16 protein-coding genes and 1 pseudogene are annotated in these 21,949 nt (G+C 37.8%); 11 read left to right on the top strand and 6 right to left on the bottom strand.

Annotated features, from left to right (window positions below; all coding sequences use genetic code 11):
- Nucleotides 1-10: 10 nt before the first annotated feature.
- Together ABD745_RS12900 and ABD745_RS12895 are read right to left on the bottom strand one after the other, a co-directional pair.
- Entirely contained in the window at nt 11-850 is an 840-nt protein-coding gene (locus ABD745_RS12900) for a helix-turn-helix domain-containing protein (RefSeq protein WP_344830441.1), read from the bottom strand.
- A gap of 6 nt (nt 851-856) precedes the next feature.
- Complete coding sequence (locus ABD745_RS12895; RefSeq protein ID WP_344830438.1) at nt 857-1,348, bottom strand: cupin domain-containing protein; 492 nt, start codon at nt 1,346-1,348, stop codon at nt 857-859.
- Between the two features lie 218 nt (nt 1,349-1,566).
- On the opposite strand from ABD745_RS12895, the gene ABD745_RS12890 reads away from it, so the two are divergent.
- Nucleotides 1,567-2,301, top strand: a complete 735-nt coding sequence (locus tag ABD745_RS12890; RefSeq protein ID WP_344830435.1) for a pirin family protein — start codon at nt 1,567-1,569, stop codon at nt 2,299-2,301.
- Nucleotides 2,302-2,468: 167 nt separating this feature from the next.
- Here ABD745_RS12890 and ABD745_RS12885 read toward each other — a convergent pair.
- The 4 genes and pseudogenes from ABD745_RS12885 to ABD745_RS12870 form a co-directional block, all read right to left on the bottom strand.
- Nucleotides 2,469-2,726, bottom strand: a pseudogene (locus ABD745_RS12885) (DUF1348 family protein); the annotation flags it as partial.
- Nucleotides 2,727-2,732: 6 nt separating this feature from the next.
- Nucleotides 2,733-3,311: a Crp/Fnr family transcriptional regulator gene (locus ABD745_RS12880; protein ID WP_344830433.1), complete on the bottom strand. Its 579-nt coding sequence runs from the start codon at nt 3,309-3,311 to the stop codon at nt 2,733-2,735.
- A gap of 162 nt (nt 3,312-3,473) precedes the next feature.
- The gene (locus ABD745_RS12875) at nt 3,474-4,340 is read right to left on the bottom strand and encodes an alpha/beta fold hydrolase (protein WP_344830430.1); all 867 of its coding nucleotides are present in this window, start codon (nt 4,338-4,340) and stop codon (nt 3,474-3,476) included.
- Nucleotides 4,341-4,388: 48 nt separating this feature from the next.
- Nucleotides 4,389-4,934 carry a carboxymuconolactone decarboxylase family protein gene (locus ABD745_RS12870; protein WP_344830428.1) on the bottom strand — a complete coding sequence of 182 codons (546 nt, stop codon included), beginning with the start codon at nt 4,932-4,934 and terminating at the stop codon, nt 4,389-4,391.
- 382 nt (nt 4,935-5,316) lie between these two features.
- Here ABD745_RS12870 and ABD745_RS12865 point away from each other — a divergent pair, with 382 nt between their 5' ends.
- From ABD745_RS12865 to ABD745_RS12820, 10 genes are all read left to right on the top strand, one after another.
- On the top strand, nt 5,317-5,892 hold the full coding sequence (locus tag ABD745_RS12865; RefSeq protein WP_344830426.1) for an isochorismatase family protein: 576 nt from the start codon (nt 5,317-5,319) through the stop codon (nt 5,890-5,892).
- Between the two features lie 70 nt (nt 5,893-5,962).
- A complete protein-coding gene (locus ABD745_RS12860) occupies nt 5,963-6,694 on the top strand; it encodes a pirin family protein (protein ID WP_344830421.1) in 732 nt (243 codons plus the stop codon).
- Between the two features lie 201 nt (nt 6,695-6,895).
- The gene (locus ABD745_RS12855) at nt 6,896-9,661 is read left to right on the top strand and encodes a substrate-binding domain-containing protein (protein WP_344830419.1); all 2,766 of its coding nucleotides are present in this window, start codon (nt 6,896-6,898) and stop codon (nt 9,659-9,661) included.
- A 515-nt stretch (nt 9,662-10,176) separates the two neighbouring features.
- Nucleotides 10,177-11,487: a sugar porter family MFS transporter gene (locus tag ABD745_RS12850; protein WP_344830415.1), complete on the top strand. Its 1,311-nt coding sequence runs from the start codon at nt 10,177-10,179 to the stop codon at nt 11,485-11,487.
- A gap of 75 nt (nt 11,488-11,562) precedes the next feature.
- Nucleotides 11,563-13,116 (top strand): glycoside hydrolase family 32 protein, encoded by a 1,554-nt coding sequence (locus tag ABD745_RS12845; protein ID WP_344830412.1) that lies wholly within the window; start codon nt 11,563-11,565, stop codon nt 13,114-13,116.
- An 11-nt stretch (nt 13,117-13,127) separates the two neighbouring features.
- Nucleotides 13,128-16,229: a SusC/RagA family TonB-linked outer membrane protein gene (locus ABD745_RS12840; RefSeq protein WP_344830409.1), complete on the top strand. Its 3,102-nt coding sequence runs from the start codon at nt 13,128-13,130 to the stop codon at nt 16,227-16,229.
- An 18-nt stretch (nt 16,230-16,247) separates the two neighbouring features.
- On the top strand, nt 16,248-17,945 hold the full coding sequence (locus tag ABD745_RS12835) for a RagB/SusD family nutrient uptake outer membrane protein (RefSeq protein ID WP_344830407.1): 1,698 nt from the start codon (nt 16,248-16,250) through the stop codon (nt 17,943-17,945).
- Nucleotides 17,946-17,957: 12 nt separating this feature from the next.
- Nucleotides 17,958-19,352 (top strand): DUF4960 domain-containing protein, encoded by a 1,395-nt coding sequence (locus ABD745_RS12830; protein ID WP_344830405.1) that lies wholly within the window; start codon nt 17,958-17,960, stop codon nt 19,350-19,352.
- Between the two features lie 11 nt (nt 19,353-19,363).
- Nucleotides 19,364-20,902 carry a glycoside hydrolase domain-containing protein gene (locus tag ABD745_RS12825; RefSeq protein WP_344830403.1) on the top strand — a complete coding sequence of 513 codons (1,539 nt, stop codon included), beginning with the start codon at nt 19,364-19,366 and terminating at the stop codon, nt 20,900-20,902.
- The gene (locus ABD745_RS12820) at nt 20,902-21,813 is read left to right on the top strand and encodes a carbohydrate kinase family protein (protein ID WP_344830400.1); all 912 of its coding nucleotides are present in this window, start codon (nt 20,902-20,904) and stop codon (nt 21,811-21,813) included. The genes ABD745_RS12825 and ABD745_RS12820 overlap by 1 nt, the downstream gene beginning before the upstream one ends.
- The last annotated feature ends 136 nt before the right edge of the window (nt 21,814-21,949 follow it).

The following is a 21,949-nucleotide window of genomic DNA, read 5'->3' as shown; positions in this document are numbered from 1 at the left end:
AAATTGATACTTAATACACCGACTCCGTAACTTTTTTACGGTAATGAACAGGCGAAACCCCTTCTTTACTTTTAAAAAACCGACTGAAAGTCTGAATATTATCATATCCCAGTTCGTAAGCAATCTCTTTTATGGATAAACCGGTATAATTAATCTGTCTTTTTGCATGAATCATTATTCTGTCATGAATAATGTGAAGCGGTGCCCGTTGAGAAACAAGAGAAAATAAATTCGACAATGTTTTTGGAGATTTATTGAGTCTTGAAGCATAAAAAGCAACATCGTGGTGCTCTGCAAAATGTCTTTCGACCAAATAATTAAATTCCCTGATTACATCACTCTGATTTTTTTCAAGCTTATTGAATTTGTTGGATTGCCCTAAAATTCTCACAGACAGGATTAGCATCCTTTTAAGCAAAGACTGTAACATTTCCTGCTGAAGAATATCGGTTTTGTTCATTTCCAAGCACAAAATCTCCCACGATAACTCAAAATCTCTTTTCAAAGCCTCATCAACAGTCACGATAGGAATATCCGAAGCTCCGAAAAACAGCATTCCTTTACTTCCCACTTCATTATCATGGTTTACAATACAGTAAAACGGTTGATTAAACCTTACCAATCTGGCAGACTCAATCTCCAGAGAATCAATTTTATGGAATTCCGTTAAAAATATAATCTGATTCCTTTCAAGAATATAAGCATTCTTATCTACTTCTATTTTCATGGATTCTCCTGTATTCCAAATAAAAGTCATGTCAGTTTCTTGTACGTTTGAAACGATATCGGCATTTGCCTGATCCAGATTACAGACCTGCAATGTTTCATTTAAATTATTTGTAAAAATCATAATTTTTTAATCTAAATAATCGATAGGATAAGTTTTCTGTCCGTGAAGCTCATCTAAATATTTTAAAAAGCTTTTTCTTTCTTCCGTCATTTCGGGAACGGGTAAAAATTCATTTTCTTTTACTGGCTGTCCGATTGCTTCAAATATTTTTTCCAAACCTGCAGGCATTACCGTACAAATAATTTTGGCAAAAGAATATGATGTATTTTTAAAACAATGAATATCACCACCAAAAGGAATCATTACAAATCCTCCTTCGGAAACGGTCGTTCTTCCCTGCTCTGTCTTAAATTCAACTTCACCTTCCAACACATAAAATGTTTCATGTGTATCCGGATGAGAATGGGGTGGTGGACCTCCTCCCGGCGGAACCGTCATTTCAATTACCGCATAGCTTTGATTGGTATCATCACCTGACACTATTATCCTGTAATTGCCTCCTGCAACACCCAATCTTTTTCCTTTTTCTTTATCAATGATTCTTATACCTGACTCCATAATTTTCAGTTTAAAGTTTTTCTATTGACAAATTTACAGACCATATAATGTCAAAACGTTGACATTTGTCACAATACAGGAGTGATAAATAATGAAAAGAAAAATTCTGTAATTACAAGACTGAGTAATGATTGATTGTGACAAATATCAACGTCCGGCAGAGTATGACAAAGGTAACTTTGTAAAAGCAAAACAAATATTAATTAAAAAAAGAAGCTATGTTACAGAAAATATCAGGCACTACATTTAATGATCATGGTCCGATCAAGATACTTTATCCGGGTTTAGATAGTACTGCAGACTCAGGCATCGGAAGTATCGGAAGAATAGATCACGCGACATTTCGGGGAAAACATAAAATCCCTATGCATCCTCACGTCAACGATGAAATTCTTTCTTATTTCCGCACAGGAAAGGTAAAACATTCAGATTCTGAAGGTTTCAGTGAAAACCTTGACGGCAAGAAAATAATGCTGATGAAAGCCGGTAAAAGGTTTTATCATGAAGAAGATATTGACGGACAAGCTGAGCCACACGAAGGATTACAGATTTTTATCAGACCGGGAAAAAAAGATCTGAAACCGGAAGTAATCTTCCAGGATCTTGATGAGCTCTACAGCGATAACAAATGGCGCTTGTTGGCATCGCCATGGGTAGAAACGAAATTCCGTTTCAGCAGCCAGACATGGATATTTGATACAAGATTATCAGCAGATACAAGCATTGTCCTTCCTGAATTACCTAAAGATGGTCTTACCGGCCTGCTGTATGTTTATCAAGGCTCTGTAATGATAAATCAGGAGATTAGTTTAGAAAAAAATGATGCGCTTGTTTTCAAAGACGAAAAATTTACAATCAGTACTTCATCAGGAGCAGAATTAGTTTTGTTTTTTACGGATGAAAATAGCTCTATTTTTAAAGGAGGTATGTATAGTGGGAATAAAAAAGGTTAAATTACTGAGTACAAAAATAAAGACTTATTATCCTTTCTTACAGTAGATAATAAGTCTTTTAATTTTATACTATCTCGATTAAATATCTTTATAAAGAATCCAATGAAAACAAGTGTAGGTAGGAAAGAAAAGTCTAAATTTAATGGACTGTATTTTTCAAATAGATATTAAAGCCTTCTTTCAGATTCTTGTATAAGCAAATCATTTACACTTGCAAAACGTCTTTGCATCAAAACATTCTCGTCAAATTCCCAGTTTTCATTACCATAAGCCCTGAACCATTGCCCATCAGCATTACAGTATTCATATTCGTAGCGTACGGCAATACGGTTATCTGTAAAAGCCCAGAGTTCTTTTATTAATTTATAATCCAGTTCTTTCTGCCACTTTCCTGTTAAAAATTTTACGATTTCTTCGAGGCAGTTGGAAATCTAACGAAAACTTTGTTTCCTAATTCTGCTTAAGGTTTCTCTTGAAATCCCCAAATAAGAAGCAATCTGATGGAGAGGAAATCTTTGTATCATCTCAGGATGAAGCTTCACAAAACTTTCATAGCGTTCCAAAGCACTAAGGCTTATCGCATCATCAACGCGCTTCTGCGATGCAATATGATTGTTTTCGCTCATTTTCCAGAACATCGCCTTTATGGCAGGAATTTCCAGAAACGGATCAAGATTAGGTCTCGGTAAAAGCAGCAATTCAGTGTTTTCCCATGCTTCAATATAGTATTTTGAAGGAGTTTGATTAATAAAACTCTGGCGATCCACAACCCACCAGTTTTCAACGGCTAATTGAATAATATATTCAATTCCATGGCTGTCTACACTGAACATACGGATTGACCCATTGAGAATAAAACCGGTATATAGACAAGCATTGCCTTCCTCAAGAAAATATTGTTTTTTTCGCAATTTTTTGGGTACGAGCAACGATTGAATTATTGTTTTTTCTTCAGGTGAAAGACCTGAATTACTGTAACGTTCAATATAATCAAAAAGCGGTTCGTACATTTTTTTATAATTATTTGTAAGATTGGCAACTATAGAATAGCGAATTACCAAATTTAAAAAAATTCCGTCTTTTATTATTATTAATGTATTTTTTTTAATCAAATGTTGAAATTTATTAAAAATCGCTCTGCAAAATTTCACGGAGCGATTCAAAAAAATAAACTACTTATTAACTTTTCTGTTAAGGAAATCATTGATGATTGCCGAAATTTCATCTCCATGACTTTCCAATGCAAAATGTCCAGTTTCAAATAAATGGAACTCAAGATTTTTAACATCTTTTTTAAATGCTTCTGCTCCTGAACTTGGGAAGATGTAATCGTTTTTACCGTATACTATTAACATCTCCGGTTGATGATCCCTAAAATATTGCTGCCAACTTGGATATAATGACACATTATTCTGATAATCATAGAACAAAGCCAGCTGTATCGCTCCATTTTCAGGTCTTTCCAAATGTCGCAAATCGATTTCCCAATTATCCGGAGAGATTACACTTGGATCCGGTACACTGTGGGTATATTGCCATTTCAGACCATTATGATCATGGAAACCGCGAAGGGTATTTTCTGCTTCTTTGTCTTTAATATCCTTCCAGTATGCTTTGATAGGATTCCAAAAATCTTCTAATCCTTCTTCATATGCACAGCCGTTTTGTACAATTAATGAATCTATTTTTTCAGGAGATGCAGAGGCAATTCTAAATCCTACCGGAGCTCCGTAATCCATTAAATAAAGACTGTATTTCTGAATATCCAGTTTAGCCAATAACTCTGTCACTATTTTCGCAAAATTGTCGAAAGTATATTTAAACTCATTCATTGGAGGTTGTTCGCTTCTTCCGTATCCTGGATAATCAGGCGCAATCAAATGATATTTATCTGAAAGGTCTTTAATAAGATTTCTGTACATGTGTGAAGAAGTTGGATAACCGTGTAACAAAACCAGCGTTGGATTTTTTCTGTCACCTGCTTCTCTGTAAAAAATTTCTACTCCATTGATATCGATTGTATTGAACATTGTTTTCATTGTTGTAAGTATTTAAGTTTAAGATTTACATTAAGTTATAATTGTTGATTAGTTTTTAGAGATTGGAGCCAGCTTTGGAAAATCAATATCTGTATCCGCTAAAATATTCGCATAATTGGTAAAAATGCTAAGTGACACCTGAGCTAAGATTTCAAGAATCTGAGCATCATCAAAATCTGCTGTTCTTACTTTTTCTAAAGATTCATCTGAAACTGCTCCTTTTTTATTCAGAATTTCTTTTGCAAAAATTAACGCTGCATTTATTTTAGAGTCAGAAGAAACACCTTTTCTTGAATCATCAATATCCTGTTCGCTGATTCCCATTTTTCCACCAACAAAACTGTGTGCAGCGTTGCAATAGTTACATCCGTTTTCGTTGGCTACGGTAAGCGCAATCAGTTCTCCTAATTTTCCTCCAAGCGAAGAATAACTTAATCCGGCATTGAATCCTAGATATCCATTAAGTACCGCGGGAGAGTTTCCTAAAGTTCTCATCATGTTGGGAACCATTCCCATTTTAGATTTTACAGTATCGAAAAGTTCTTTTGTTTTTCCGGTAGCTTCTTCCGGATTTAATGCTTTAATGCGTGCCATAATATTATTGTTTTTAAATTATTAAATATGCTTGTCGTTATTGACGGTACAAAATTGTGAATTTGAACAAGGCAACAGTTAGGCATCATTTCCCGAAGAGTTGGCAATTTTTCTCAGAGCTGTTTTTTCAGTAATTATTGTCAATTAATTTTTTTACATAAATGAGGTAATATCAATTCTAATATTGTTTTTATGATTTAAGGTATTGTAAATCAATATTTTATTTTTAAAAATTTGAAATTCATTGACATTTGTCACAAACTTTTTGTATCAAATATCACCGTTTTAAGGCTTGCAATGAGCATAATTTTGTCCTGTACAACAATCAGATAATCTGTTGTATTAAAAAACAAATTTTTATTAACATTTAAATAATTACATTATGCACACAAAAGCATTCAACCCGGAAAACGCAGCAATGCTGCTTATTGATCATCAAGTAGGAACAATGGCATGGACTCATTCACATGACATTAACTTAGTAAAACAAAACGCTATTAAACTGGCAAAAATTGCAAAAGCGCTTAATATGCCTGTAATCCTTACTTCCAGCATGGAAGAATATGTACAGGGACCGCTGATTCCTGAGCTGGAAGAAATTTTACCGGAGGCATTCGAAGCACGTATCAAACGCCCCGGAATTGTAAATGCTATGCACCACGACGGTTTTAATAAAGCGGTAAAAGCTTTAGGACGTAAAAAACTTTTCGTAGCAGGGGTTACCACAGAGATTTGCGTTACTTTTCCAGTGCTTCAAATGCTTGATGAAGGATATGAAGTACAGGTTTCTGCAGACGCATCTGCTTCTTACACTCAATACGGAGATAATTTAGCTTTGGAAAGAATGAGACAGGCAGGAGCAATCATTACGACTGTTGACCAGATTATTTCTGAACTGGCTATTGACTGGACAAGCCCTAACGGACAGAAGTTAGTAGGAATTTTAAACTATCATTAACAGCTAATTCATGAAAAGAAACATGGGTTTTATAATCACCTGTGTTTCTTTTTTTATTAAAATTAAAGTTATGAAAATCATAAAAGCTTCAGAAAAACATACCCATGGAAATTCTATTTTTCATGTAGAAATTCTGTATCCAGGTGCTAATCTAGGTAAAACAGATACCGGTTTTTTAACAATCGGGAGAATCGATCATGCCTTATTTAAACCTCCGGGATTAGTTCCTATGCATCCGCATCAAGACGATGAGATTTTATCTTACATACGTTCCGGAAAAATGATTCACAAAGACAGCACAGGGCATGAAGAGCACTTGAATGGTTCTTACATGATGATGATGAATGCCGGAAGTGGTATTTCTCATGAAGAAAGTGCAGAAGAAGATGTTGAAATGCTTCAGATTTTTATGCGCCCTTCGGAAAATGATTTGCCTCCAAAAGTTCAGTTTTATCAGTTTGAAAATATTTATAGTGAAAATATTTGGCGCTTAGTTGCGGGAAATGCAGAAAATGCCCCTTTGAAACTACGAGTTGATAGTAATATTTTCGATATAAGATTGAGTAAAAGCACCCCCGCCAAAGTTCCAGAAAATAATGCGGAGATTATTAATTTCCTTTATTGCTTTAATGGAAATATTAAGATAGGAAACGAGACGATTACCAAAGGAGATTCTGTGATTTTTGAAGAAAATATAATGCTTGAAGCCAAAACGGAAAGTGATTTGATTTTATTTCAAATTAAAAAAGATGCGGAATACAGTGATACAGGAATGTTTAGTGGAAATAAATTTACCAGATAATAGCGGTGAAAGCTCATTAAATTGAGTAGCCCTTTTATTTAAAATTAGTTGTATTACTTCATATAAAAGTTTCATTGTTACGGCAAGTATAAACTGGAAATTATTAAAAATATATGCACATAATCAATAGAGCAGATTTAATGCAAAATACTATCACTAAAAATTGCCCGTCTGCAACATCTTTATTAATATTGTGTTCATATGTCAACAATAAAATTTTTGAAAGTTTTCGGTTTTCTTAAGGCTTATAGAATGTTATTTCTTCTGTTTTTCCTTGTTTTTTTTTCTTGTGAAAAATCGCAGAAAACGTCAGACAAAATTACTATCGGATTTTCACAAGGCTTGGGAAATCATCCGTGGAGACTGGCAATGAACCATTCTATGGAGATACAGGCATCGCTTCATTCCGAAGTAGAGCTTAATATACAGAAAGCAGAAAGTTCTGTTAATAAGCAGGTTCAGGATATACAAAAAATGATTGATCGTAAGGTTGATGTGATTATCATCTCACCCATTGATCCCGAATCCTTGGTTCCTGTGGTGGAAAAAGCGGCAGCCAAAAATATTCCGGTTATTTTGCTCGACAGGAAGATCAATTCAGAAAAATATACGACCTATATCGGCGCAGATAACTTGGAGATTGGTAAAGAAGCGGCCAGTTACATTCTTTCAGATTCCAAAATTGATAAAAAAGTAATCGAAATAAGAGGTGATGACAATTCCTCACCAACCATAGAAAGAAGTCTCGGCTTTCAGGAAATTATCAAAAACAATCCCAGCACAGATCTGATAAAAACCTTTAAAGGTCTTCCTGTAGATGCTTTCCGGAAAACACTTGATTCCTTGGGAAATCAAAGTCTGTATGTTTTTGCCTTTAATGATGAGCTTGCGACCAATGCGTGGCAGGTTGCACGGAATGCCGGTTTGGAAAATCAAATCAAATTTATCGGCGTTGACGGACTGAATACAAAAGACGGCGGAATCCAGATGGTTCTGGATGGAAAGCTAAACGCCACTTTATTGTATCCGACTGGCGGAGCAGAAGCCATCGAGACTGCGATTAAGATTTATAACGGTGTTGCCGTTCCCAAACGCATTAAACTCAGTACAACGATTATTGACCGGATGAATGCAGAAATTATGCGCAATCAGTTTGATAAAATCATCGAACAGCAGGGTGTTATAGAAAATCAGGTACAGGCGGTTAAAAAGCAGATCGAGCTTTATTCTTCGCAAAAAGAATTGTTCCGATGGTCTGTAATATTGTTGATATTGATGTTTTGCCTGGTTGCCTATTCTATATACCTTATTTATGCGATCAAGATAAAAAATAAGCAGCTTACGCTTACCAATGAGAGAATTACCATTCAAAGAAACCAGATTGAAACCATTGCCAATGAGTTGAAAGACAGTAATGAAGCGAGGGTTAATTTTTTCACGGGATTGTCTCACGAATTTAAAACACCCATTACGCTTATTCTCAGTTCATTGGAGTCTTTGGATTCCGACAAAACTAAAGGTGTAAAACCATCCTACGAGTTGGAGCTAATTAATAAAAATTCCAACAGATTATTGCGGTTGGTGGATAACTTGCTGGATTTCAGAAAAATAGAAAATCAAACTTTTAATCTAAGAGTTTCCAAGACGAATATTTACGATTTTACTTATGCAATTTTTCGTGATTTTGAAAATGAAGCTAAGAAAAGAAATATCAAATTCGAAATTCATTCGCAGAATAAAAATCTTGAGCTTTATATCGACAGAAACCTGATGGATAAAGTTTATTTCAACCTTTTGTCTAATGCTTTCAAATTTACACCGGACAATGGAAAGATTGAAATCACGATTCAGGAAAAAGGAAATCAGGCGGTTATCAGCTTCAAAGATAATGGAATCGGAATCCCCGAAAAAGAGATTATCAATGTCTTCGAAGCATATTTCAAAGGTTCCAACAACAGAAAAAACAGTTCAGGAATTGGGCTTCATCTTAGTAAGCAGTTCATTCAGCTTCATCTTGGGAAGATAGAAGTGAGCTCTTTTCAGGGAACGGAATTTATCATCAGTCTTTACAAGGGAAACAAGCATTTCAACGAAGACCAGATGGTAAAAGAATTGAGTCTCACAGATAAAGAAAGCTTTGTAAACGATGCCGTTTTTACTGGATTTGAAGATGAAACTATTACCCAAATGCATGAATCTGATAGGGAACGTTATTCGCTGCTTTTGGTCGAAGATAATTCAGATTTGTCCTTCTTTTTGAGCAAAAAGCTTAAAAATGAATTTGAGGTGATGGTTTCTGACGGTACGGATGCGATTGATAAGGCTTTGAGTGAAATTCCGGATATTATCGTCTGCGACGTCAATCTTCCGGACAAAAACGGTTTTGAAATCTGTGAAATCCTAAAAAATGACCTTAGGACATCACATATTCCGGTTATTCTTCTGACTGCTTTGGACAATAAAGAATCGTACTTGCAGGGACTGAAATCCGGTGTTGATCTTTATCTCACAAAACCTTTCAGTTACCCGATTCTGATACAGTCGCTGCGTGCACTGCTTTACAACCGTGAAAAACTACGTTATTACTATACAAACAATATCGGCAGGATTGTGGACAGTAAGTCGTTTGGAAGCATAGAACAGACCTTTGTGAACAATCTCAACCAACTCATCAAAACCAATATCGACAACCCCGATTTTTCAGTCGAAAATCTTGCAGACCTGCTCAATATTTCCAGAATTCAGCTTTACAGAAAGATAAAAGCAATGTTTGATTTAAACGTGAGTGATTATATCAACAATTTCCGTTTGGAACAGGCCAAATCAATGTTGCAAAATCACGAACTGACGATTTCTGAGATTGCATACAAGACCGGTTTTTCTTCCCCTAATTATTTCTCCACCGTTTTTAAAAATAAATTTGGGGTATCCCCGAATGCTTTTAGAAAGTCTGCAGGGAAGGAGTGATAAAAATACAAAATCAACTGATTATATATTTAAATACAATAGCATTGTGACAGATTCTGAAGCTTTAATTTATATTTAAGATCAATTTTCGCATCTAATATTTTTACAATATTCAGCAGCAGTAAATCAAACTGCTGCTTTTTTTATTACACTTTCTCAACAACGCATCTTCATCCGTACGAACAAACAGCTTTCTGAATGATTTATAATTCCTAAAAGTTCCTGACTTAAAAACCATACACCTTGACTCGTTTTTCGGTTAAAATTTTCATAACATTAATTGTTCTTAAACTTTAAAAACACCAAAACACACGTAACATTTTTATAAAACAATGTTACATTTTTGAAACCTGATGAAACTTTAATGAAATTATTTTTAAATAAATTATTGATATTCAGTTGATTGTAATTAATTAACAAATAATTAACCTTGCTGAAATATTTAGTTACATAATTAAACCTTCGGATTGCCGCCCCGGGATATATTAGCCACAAACAAATAAATATTTTAAAGGATGAATAAAATTCTTATGTGGTCTATTACGGCAGCTTTGGCAGGATTTCTTTTCGGGTTTGATGTGGTAGTGATTTCCGGCGCAGACAAAAAATTGCAGACACTCTGGAACAGCTCAGATGCATTTCACGGAGCAGTCGTAATGGGAATGGCATTGTGGGGTACAGTGATAGGTGCCATTTTCGGCGGAATACCGACTAATAAATTGGGAAGAAAAAAAACGCTCTTGATCATTGGTGTCTTATATGCGTTTTCTGCTATAGGAACGGCACTTTCCAATGATCCTTATCTGTTTGCATTTTTCAGGTTTATGGGTGGTTTGGGTGTTGGTGCATCTACTATTGCTGCACCGGCTTATATTTCAGAGATTGCACCTGCAAAAGACCGTGGCAGAATGGTTTCACTATATCAGTTTAATATTGTCCTGGGGATTCTGATTGCATTTTTATCAAATTATTTATTAAGCGGTATCGGCGATAACGACTGGAGATGGATGCTTGGCGTGCAGGCAATTCCTGCAGCTATTTATACATTATGTGTATTCACCATTCCGGAAAGTCCAAGATGGCTGGTTTCCCATTCCAGAATAGAAGAAGCGAAAAAAGTGATGAAAATCCTAAGTCCGGATCAGGATTCTGACATCTTAATTACACAGATGGAAGATGACCACGCAGAATCGCCAAAGGAAAATATCTTTATGAAAAAATACCGTTTTCCGCTGATGTTGGCTTTTCTAGTAGCCTTTTTTAATCAGATGTCGGGGATTAACGCATTCCTTTATTATGCACCAAGAATTTTTGGTGAAGCAGGTTTGGGTGAGAAAACAGCACTTCTCAGCAGTATCGGAATTGGTGTTGTGAATATGGTTTTTACTTTGGTTGGGGTCAACCTCATTGATAAAGTCGGGAGAAGAACACTCATGTATTTGGGTTCCGTAGGTTATATCATTTCTTTAGGATTGGTTTCTATGGCATTTTATTTCCATTGGTCGGGATTGGCGATTCCAATTTTCCTGTTCCTATTTATTGCTTCACACGCCATTGGTCAGGGAACGGTAATTTGGGTATTTATTTCGGAGATTTTCCCAAATCATCTTCGAGCATCGGGACAGGCTTTCGGAAGTTCCACACACTGGCTTTTGGCAGCAATCATTCCATCCTTAATTCCTACATTATTTTCTACTATCGGAGCAGGAACCGTCTTTTTGGTATTTACTATTGCGATGGCATTCCAATTATTATTCGTGATGTTTATGATGCCGGAAACCAAAGGAGTGTCTCTTGAAAAATTAAGTAAGACATTGTCTAAATAATATCCTTTAATAACATTTTGTTCCAATCAGTTTCATAAAAATGACGGATTTAAAAGAACATCAAAAATAATTTAAATGAAAAAATATATTACTACGCTGATCGTAGTCCTAGCCGTTAATTCAGGACTTTGCGCCCAAATGCAATCACAGTCCGAAGAACAGCATTACCGGCCTAATTTCCATTTCAGTCCGAAAAAAGGATGGATGAATGATCCAAATGGACTCTATTACAAGGATGGTATTTACCATTTGTTTTTTCAATATTTTCCAGATGGCAATAAGTGGGGACCAATGCATTGGGGACACGCAACAAGCAAAGATCTGGTAAAATGGGAGGAGCAACCCGTTGCACTTTATCCTGATGAGTTAGGCTATATTTTTTCGGGAAGCACAGTTGTTGATAAAAAAAATACTTCAGGCTTTGGCGGCGGCGATAATAATCCTGTAGTTGCTATTTATACCTACCATGATCCCAAGCGTGAAAAAGATAGAAAAATAGATGTGGAATCCCAAGGCATCGCTTACTCACTTGATAATAGTAAAACCTGGATCAAATACAAGAATAATCCTGTATTGAAAAATCCGGGAATCCGTGATTTCCGTGACCCGAAAGTATTTTGGGATACTAAAAGACAGCAATGGGTGATGACTTTGGCGGCACAGGACAGAGCACATTTCTACACCTCGAAGGATCTGAAAGAGTGGACATTTCAATCCGAATTTGGGAAAGATTTAGGCGGACACGGCGGCGTTTGGGAATGTCCGGATCTTTTTCCGATGAAAGTGGAAGGAAGCGATGAAGAAAAATGGGTGCTTATCGTCAATATCAATCCGGGTGGACCCAATAGCGGCTCTGCAGGTCAATATTTTGTCGGGAATTTTGATGGCAGATCTTTTACTGTAGATGATCATTTTACCAAACAGCTGCAAAAGGAGAAGGCAGCCTGGCTGGATTGGGGTAAAGACAATTATGCAAGCGTTTCCTTCAATAATGTTCCGCAGGAAAAGCGAATCATTATCGGCTGGATGAGCAACTGGGAATATGCTCAGGAAGTTCCTACGCAAGCTTGGCGAAGCAGTATGACTACGGCAAGGGAAGTTTCGCTTAAAAAGACAAAAGAAGGCTACATTTTGAAAAATATTCCTGTTTCCCAACTCAAAAATTACGAAGGAAAGGCAGTTAAAAAAGAAATTAGTCTTGTCTCCGATAAAAAGCTCATCAGCAAAGGAGAAATAGATCTTTCCAAAGCTGTTATTGATGTTGATTTCAAAAAAATGACCAAAGGGATTTACGCTTTTGCTTTAAAAAATTCATTAGGAGAACAAGTGATTTTCGGAATTGATAATAATAAGCAGGAACTTTTTATTGACCGTACCAAATCCGGGAAAACCGATTTTAAGAACAATTTTGCAGACAGGATTTCAAAAGCACCATTAGCAAAAAATTACCAAAATGCAACGTTCAAAATTGTATTGGATAAAACTTCCATTGAAATTTTCTTCAATAACGGCGAAAAGGTAATGACCGAAATATTCTTCCCTAATGAAAACTTCTCGGAACTGAGCTTGTCCACAGATACAAAAGGAAGTACTCTGAACATTAATGCTCATCAGATTAATATCAAATAAAAAACTATACTATGAAGAAATACAAAATAGCCATCGCCTTTTGCCTTCTGCCTTTTTCGTATGTATTTGCGCAGGAAGTCGTTAAAGGTAAGGTAGTTTCCTCAAATCAGAAACCGTTGAGCGGGGTTATCGTAACCGTTTCGGAAACAGGCGCCAATACCACAACAGACAGCAGCGGTGCATTTCAGATCAATGACCTGCAAAAAGGAAATACTTTAATTTTCACTTATCCGGATTATTCCACCCGTGAAGTGGTTGTGGATGAGAAGACGGTTCTTAACATCGTTTTAGCTGCAGAGAAAATAAAAAGCATAGATGAGATCATTGTAACCGGATATACCAAGCAGAAAAAAGCAGACATTACGGGTGCGGTTTCCGTGGTAGATATGAAAGACCTGAACAAGCAGGCCGAACCCAATCCGATCAAATCTTTGCAGGGAAGAGTAGCCGGTGTTAACATCACAGCCGACGGCTCTCCTTCCGGCAGTAATACAAAAGTGCTGATTCGTGGGGTGGGAACCCTGAATAATACAGATCCGTTGTACGTAATAGACGGTGTTCCCACAAAAGCCGGAATGCACGAGCTTAACCCAAGTGATATCGAAACGATGCAGGTGCTGAAAGATGCATCTTCGGCAAGTATTTATGGTTCCAGGGCTGCCAATGGTGTTATCATTATCACCACTAAAAAAGGGAAAAAGGGGAAGATGAGAATCGACCTCAATTATTATACGGCATATTCACAATATGCAAAGAAAACAGAGGTTCTGAACGCAAAACAATTCGGACAGGTGCTTTGGCAGGCGAATATTAATGACGGACTGAACCCGAATAGCAACAATTTGAGCTACAGTTTTGACTGGGGTGTTCAGAATGGCATTCCTACATTGTACAATAGTTTCGTGCCTGAATATCTGGATGCTGGAAAAACCATTAAGTCGGCCAATACCAACTGGTACGATGAGGTTTCGCAGACCGGTGTTGCCAATTCGCTGGATGTTTCTGCTTCGAGTGCTTCTGACAAAGGTTCTTATTTTTTCTCTTTAGGATATTATGACAATGATGGAATCGTGAAATTGACCAATTTCAAAAGATTGTCTGCCCGTGTCAATACCTCCTATAACTTTTTTGACGGAAAACTGAAGATAGGGGAAAACTTTACCTTCAATAAGACCAATGAGCTGATGGATCCAGGCGTTCTTGACCCTGCTTTACGTGCTTTGCCCATCATTCCGGTTCATACTGTTGACGGAATCGGCTGGGGAGGACCAGTTGGCGGAATGAATGACAGACAAAATCCTGTCCGACTTTTGGAATACAATAAAGACAACGGCTACCAATACCAAAGATTCTTCGGAAATGTTTACGCCGAATTGCAGCCTGTGAAAAATCTGACCTTAAAATCAAGCTTCGGAATCGATCTTTCCAATTATTACAAAAGAATGTTGCAAAGAAGCTATGTTTCGGGTTACCTGCAAAATAAAACCAATGCAGTGAACATTGACCAGTCAGACACAGAGAAATGGACATGGTCTAATACTGCACAATACACTGCAAAAGCAGGAAAACACCATTTTGATGTTTTGGGCGGAATGGAAATGTACAAGGATACATTTAAAAATACCTGGCTGAGAAAAGAAGGATTCCTGATAGAAACACCTGATTATATGTATCCCGACGCTGGAACTGGGGACGCTTTCAATGGTGGAAGTTCTACTTATTACAGCCTGTTGTCCTACTTCGGAAAATTCTCTTATGATTATGACAACCGTTATCTTTTCTCTGCAACAATGCGTTATGACGGCTCTTCAAGGTTCGGTAAAAATAACCGTTTCGGAACTTTCCCTGCATTCTCGGCAGGATGGAGAATCAATAAAGAACATTTTGCAGAAAATCTGATTCCGTTTTTTTCAGATTTGCGATTAAGAGCAGGTTGGGGACAGACCGGAAACCAGGAAATCAGTAATTCAGCGGTGTATTCACTATATATGGCGAACTATGCAGGAGGAAATCCAACGTGGGCAACATCTTACGGTACGGCTTACGATATTTCCGGTGTCGGAAGCGGATTACTGCCATCAGGATTTATTGCAACGCAGACAAAAAATGACGACCTGAGATGGGAAACCACTACACAGACCAATCTTGGTCTGGATTTCGGATTTTTTAACCAAAAACTGACGGGGAGTGTCGATGTTTATAAAAAAGCAACAAAAGACATTCTGGTATTGCCGCCCTATCTTGGTGTGATCGGAGAAGGAGGAGATCGATGGATTAATGGTGCATCTATGGAGAATAAAGGGATTGAAGTTGCATTGTCTTATCAGAATGAAACAGCAGGTGGTTTCCGCTACGAAGTTTCAGGGAACATCTCGATGAATCGCAACAAAATTACTGCACTTCCACAATCCGTTATCAACAATTATGGTGGAAACGGAACCACGGATAATATTCTCGGAAGACCGATCAATTCAATGTACGGTTATGTTGCTGATGGACTTTTCAGGACTCAGGCAGAGGTGGATAATTCCGCAACTCAGTCAGGCAAAGGTTTGGGAAGAATTCGCTATGCGGATCTAAATGGTGATGGAATGATTGACGACAAAGACAGAACGTGGATTGGCAATCCGAATCCGGGATTTATGTATGGTGTCAACCTCAACTTTTCATATAAAAACTTTGATCTTTCAACATTCTGGCAAGGCATCGGCGATGTAGATGTTATTAATTCAAAAAAATATCAGACTGATTTCTGGAGCGTGGATGATGTAGGTTCCAATAAAGGGACAAGGCTTCTGAATGCTTGGTCGCCTCAGAATCCCAATTCGGATATTCCTGCACTTACGACAGTGGACAGCAATGCAGAATCCAGATTCTCATCGTATTATGTAGAAAGCGGAAGTTATCTGAAGCTGAGGGTTTTACAGTTGGGCTACACGTTCCCGAAATCTTTAATGGAGCAATATCACATTGTTAATTTCAGGATGTATGCAAGTGTTCAGAATCTTTGGACGATAAAATCGAAAAGCTTTACAGGAATAGATCCTGAAACACCGGCATTCGGTTACCCGTTACCGTTGACGTTCAATTTTGGAGTTAATTTTTCCCTATAATTTTTAAATAATAAAAAAATGAAAAAGAATATACTTTTAACAATAGCTTTTGCCTTTTTGCTGGGAACCACTTCCTGCAATGATTTTCTGGACAATGAGCCGAGAGGTGTCCTGTCGGAAACCGATGTGGTAACGCCTCAGAATGTGGATGGTTTTGTGGTTGCAGCGTATGCATCTCTCGGAAACGACCATTATGATACTCCTTTCAGTCTTTGGCCTTATGGAAACGTGCGTTCGGACGATGCGTACAAAGGAGGAAGCGGAACCAATGATATCCAGACCTTTCACTTTTTTGAAATTTCAAACAATATCCGTTCAGATTTTGGTGAATTAGACAGATTATGGTATCTCAATTATGTAGGGATTTCCAGATGTAACAAAGCGATTGCCGCGCTTAAGCAGCTTTCAGATTCCGAATATCCGAACAAGCAAAGAAGAATTGCCGAGATGAATTTCGTAAGAGGACATTACTACTTTTTACTGAAAACGTTATTTAAATATGTGCCTTATGTAGATGAAAACACACCGATTGATGATTATCCGAAAATCTCAAACAGAGCAAAGACAGACCAGCAGTTATGGGAGGCTATTGCTTCTAATTTTGAATTCGCAGCTGCTAATCTTCCTGCTACACAATCGGAAGTGGGAAGACCAAAGAAAAGCGCTGCTTATGCCTATCTTGCTAAAGTAAGGCTGTATCAGGCGTATGAGCAGGATGATAACTATACGGTAACGCAGATAAATCCTGTCACCCTTCAGAAATCTATTGATGCTGCCAATCAAGTGATCGGAAATTACACGTTGGAACCTGACTTCGGGTATAATTTCCTTCCGGGAACACATGAGAATGGACCGGAGGCAGTTTTTTCCATTCAATATTCTGACAATGACGGAACGCTTTTCGGAAGGCTCAATTACGGTGATGTGCTTTCTCTGCCGCAAGGTTTGGGATGTTGCGATTTTCATAAGCCGAGCCAGAATCTGGTGAACGCATTCAAAACGACACCGCAGGGATTACCGATGTTCGATACTTTTAATGATGTGGATCTGAATTACAACCAGCTGAACAGTTATAAAGTAGATCCTAGATTATATCACACCGTTGCCCTTCCTGGACTGCCGTGGAAATACGAAGAAAACAAAATCTTTCAGGAAAGCTGGAGCAGAAGCCCGGGAACTTATGGATATTATTCTTCATTGAAGGAAAATGTACCTGTAGGATGCGGCTGTACTGTGAATGTAGACCCTTTCTACGGAAATTCCAAAAACAGAATCATCATAAGATATTCCGATGTTTTGCTGATGAAAGCCGAAGCCTTAATTGAACTCGGACAAATCAACGAAGCGTTGCCATTAATCAATCAGGTGAGACAGAGAGCTGCCAATAGTACGGTTCTTACAGGAAGTTACACCTCCAACAATTTGATCAGCAAATATGAACCGGGCGTAAACTGTACTTGGAATCAAGATTTTGCAAGAAAAGCGTTGCGATGGGAGAGAAGAATGGAGTTTGCCATGGAAGGAAGCCGTTTCTTCGACCTTGTAAGATGGGGAACTACGGCAGGAACGATGAACAGTTATTATTCTGTCGAGAAAACTAAAAGATCTTTCTATTCTCAGGCAGGGTTTGACCACGGAATTGAAGAATACTGTCCGATTCCATTGGCACAGATCAATTTCAGCCAGGGACTGTACAAACAAAATAACGGATACTAAAACAAGATACGAATGAAAACGATATTCAAAAAAACTCATATTATCATCATTCTGCTGATCTCTGCTGCCTTTATCTGGTCTTGTGACAGTCAGATGGAAGATGGGCTTGTTACGGATGTTTCAGTTAATATTTCTTCTTTCAGAGTGAATGGTGTTTCAGGGGAAATTGACCATAAAAATGATAAAGTGACTGTAACGCTTCCTTATGGAACAAGTGTGAAAGCTTTATCGCCAATCATAGAAATTCCACAAGGTTCTGTAATTTCCCCGGCTTCGGGAACTGTAATTGATTTTTCCCAGCCTGTCAAATTCAGAGTGAAGAACGGTAATATTTATAAAGATTACCAGGTGACGGTTCAGGCTCAGGTTCCGATTATCAGTTTTAAAATCAACGGATTATCGGCAACCATCAACCATTCCAGTAAGATGATTTTACTCACAATGCCGGAAGGAACAAATCTTACCGCATTGCAGCCAATCATAGAAACAGGAAACGGTGTAAGCATCAATCCTGTATCAGGAGCAACTATTAACTTTTCCAATCCGGTTTCGTTTACTGTTTCTAATGGGAGTATTACGGAAGTGTATACGGCTAAAGTAATAACGCCTGTTTCCGGACCGTCCGTTGCATTCCTTGGAACGGCTGCTACAAGAACAGGATTGACAAATCCGGATGAGATTGCTGCTTCTGACTGGCTTTTCGGAAAATATTCAGGAGCTGTCTACGTTTCGATGGCAGATGTTGCAAGTGGTGCAGCCAATCTTACGGGAATTAATGCGATCTGGTGGCATTTTGACTCGGCTGCTGCTCTGCCGGGCGATGCGCTGAATACGAATGTAACTTCCAAAATCAAAACCTATCTGAATGGCGGAGGAAATATTTTACTTACAAGCTTTGCTGCACAATATGTTGACGCATTGGGGATAGTTCCTGCAGGAAAAGGACCGAATAATGTTTTCGGAGATTTTCTTCCGAACGGATTTATAGATACAGGAAGTGATTGGGGAATCTCTTTCAAAGGATATGAGAATCATCCTGTTTTCGATGGTCTTCAGACGTACGAATCCGGGAAAGCGAATCTGCTTCAGAAAGGTACATTCCGTCTGAATCATACGGCTTGGTGGTTTCTCCCTGATTGGGGTGGATATGTAAATGGTGCCGGCTGGAGAAATCAGACAGGTGGTAATAATCTTGCCAGTGAAGCCTGGGACAATACTTTGGACGGACGTGTTGCTGTCGCTGAATTTCCCGGCGGAACTGCCAACAAAAAATGTATGGTTATCTGTATGGGTGCTTATGATTGGTACAATGAAACCGTGAACGGAAACCCGAGCCAGCCCAACTCGTTTCAGGATAACATCAAAAAGATGACGGAGAACAGTCTCAATTATCTTGTAACCCATTAATATCAGAACTCATGTCAATTAAAAAAATATATGTAGCAGCCATACTTTCACTGGCAACATTTTCCTGTCAGAATCACGATTCGGATACGGAAGTGAATCCGGAAGATATTTACAGCAAAACCAATATCTTTCCTCAGCCGCCCAATCAATGGATGGGAGAGAGCAATCCTTATTATACAGAAGGTTATGCAGGGGATGTAATGCCTTATTATGAAAACGGGAAGTTCCATCTTTTCTTTCTTCACGATGCAAAAACAAAGCCCGCAGGAGAAGGATTTCACGATATTCATAGCTTTGAGACCAGCAATTTCACAGATTTTACTTATCAGGGAAGACAGATTCCTTACGGAACGTCATCAGAAGCCGATTTTGGAGTGGGAACGGGAAGTCTTGTAAAGGTAGGAAATATCTATTATTACTATTATACTGGTCATAACGCCATTGCTTCGTTCCTTTCGGGCAATCCACGGGAGAGCGTTCTGTTAGCAACAAGTACGGATATGAAAAACTGGACGAAAGTCAAGAATTTTAAAATCACTGCTCCGGTAGGATATTATGATTATGAATTCCGTGATCCGCACGTTTTCTTTAATTCCGAAGACGGAAAATATTGGATGCTGGTTTCTGCTCAGACCTCTGACAAAAAAGCGGTCGTACTGAAATTTACCACCAATCCGTCAACAGGAAACTGGACCGCAGAAAATCCAATTTATACAACCAGCTCTTCCGAAAATTATATTATGCTGGAATGTCCGGACCTTTTCAAAATGGGCAATTATTGGTATCTTGTTTTTTCTGAAAACTGGAGCAGCAATACAGGAACACATTACCGTATTTCGACTTCACCAAACGGACCGTGGACTACGCCTCAGAATGACCGTCTTGACGGCTCTTATCTCTATGCTGCCAAAACGGTTTCGGATAATACAAACCGCTATCTGGTAGGATGGACCGCAAGAAAAACTCCTGAAAATAATACTGGTGGAAAAGACTGGGCAGGAAATATTGTTGCTCACAGACTGGCTCAAAATTCGGACGGAACACTGGCTGTGAAACCTGTTTCAGGATCACAATCTGTATTTGGTCAGAATGCTGTGTTATCAGTTGATAAAATCACTGGTAATGCCTCTCAGAATGGAAGTAGCTTTAATTTATCCGCCAATTCTCAGGTCACTTTTTCAAAACTTCAGAAGGCTAATCAGATTAACTTTACATTGAATGTATCTGCCGGAAAAGCAGGAGTTATTCTGGCGCAAGATACCGATGCAGGAAGCGGAGTTAAGATTGCATTTGAACCTGCAAATAACAGAATTGCGGCTTATGTAATGAATTCCGGTTCGGAGGATCTTATGAATTCTTATTCATTAAGTTCGGTTTCAGGAACATCATATACTGTAACAGCTTCTATAAGCAACGATGTTTGTGTGATCTATATCAATGATAAAATAGCTTTCACCAACAGAATTTATAATATTGTTAATAAAAAATGGAGTATTTTTAGTTCTTCAGAGAGTTCATTCAGTAATATCAATATCAAAAATCCCAATTAATGTTTATCAATAAGAAAATTAATGTAATAAGTTTTGGAGAAGTACTTTTCGATGTTTTTGGAGAAGAGAAAAAAATTGGCGGAGCACCTCTCAATCTGGCTCTCAGAACGGCTTCGTATGGCTTTCCCGTTGCAATGATCAGTGCCGTAGGAAATGATGAAGATGGAAAGGTAATCCTGGATTATACCAAAGAAAATGCTCTTGAAACTGCCGGAATCATTGTTTCTCCGGAATACGAGACAGGAATTGTTCAGGTCTCCTTAAATGAACGTGGCTCCGCAACTTACGAGATCAGGTTTCCTTCTGCGTGGGATTTTATCAGTGTTGATGAAAAAATAATGGATATCGTAAAAGAGGCCGATGTTTTTTTCTATGGAAGCCTTGCCTGTAGAAATGAGGTTTCCCAAAAGACACTTTTCTTGCTATTAGATTCCAATGATACAATGTTTAAAGTTTTTGATGTGAATTTAAGAAAGCCATTTTATAATATTCAGCTTCTGGAAAAGCTTATGAACAGGGCAGATTTTATCAAATTTAATGATGAGGAAATCTTGGAAATTTCTGCAGGGATGGGATTTGAATCTGAGGATCTGGAATCAAATATCAACTTTATATCAGAAAAAACAGACACTAAGGCAATCTGTGTAACTTTAGGAAAACACGGTTCTATCCTGCTATGGAATAATCAATTGTATAGACACGAAGGTTATCCTGTGAAAGTAGCAGATACAGTAGGGGCAGGAGATTCTTTTTTGGCCAGCCTGATTGCGAAATTGCTTTCAGATCAAAATCCTGTTGATGCTCTAAATTTTGCAAGCGCCGTAGGTGCTTTGGTAGCGAGTTATTCCGGTGCAAATCCTAAGATAGAAAGTTCTGAAATCGATGTATTTCTGAGACAGAATGCTTTTTGATTTAATCTTTAATATTCCGATAATAAAAGAAAAAACTCCATAAACAATGGAGTTTTTTTATTTAAGATAGCTATATATTGAATGTACCAAAATTAGTCATTTGTTCTAAATCTTAATCCGGTAAATTTTTAGTGGA

This window comes from Chryseobacterium ginsenosidimutans, from assembly GCF_039536845.1.
Lineage (GTDB): Bacteria > Bacteroidota > Bacteroidia > Flavobacteriales > Weeksellaceae > Chryseobacterium > Chryseobacterium ginsenosidimutans_B.
Note: the sequence above shows the minus strand (reverse complement) of the source record. Positions and strands in the feature narration are given on the sequence as shown.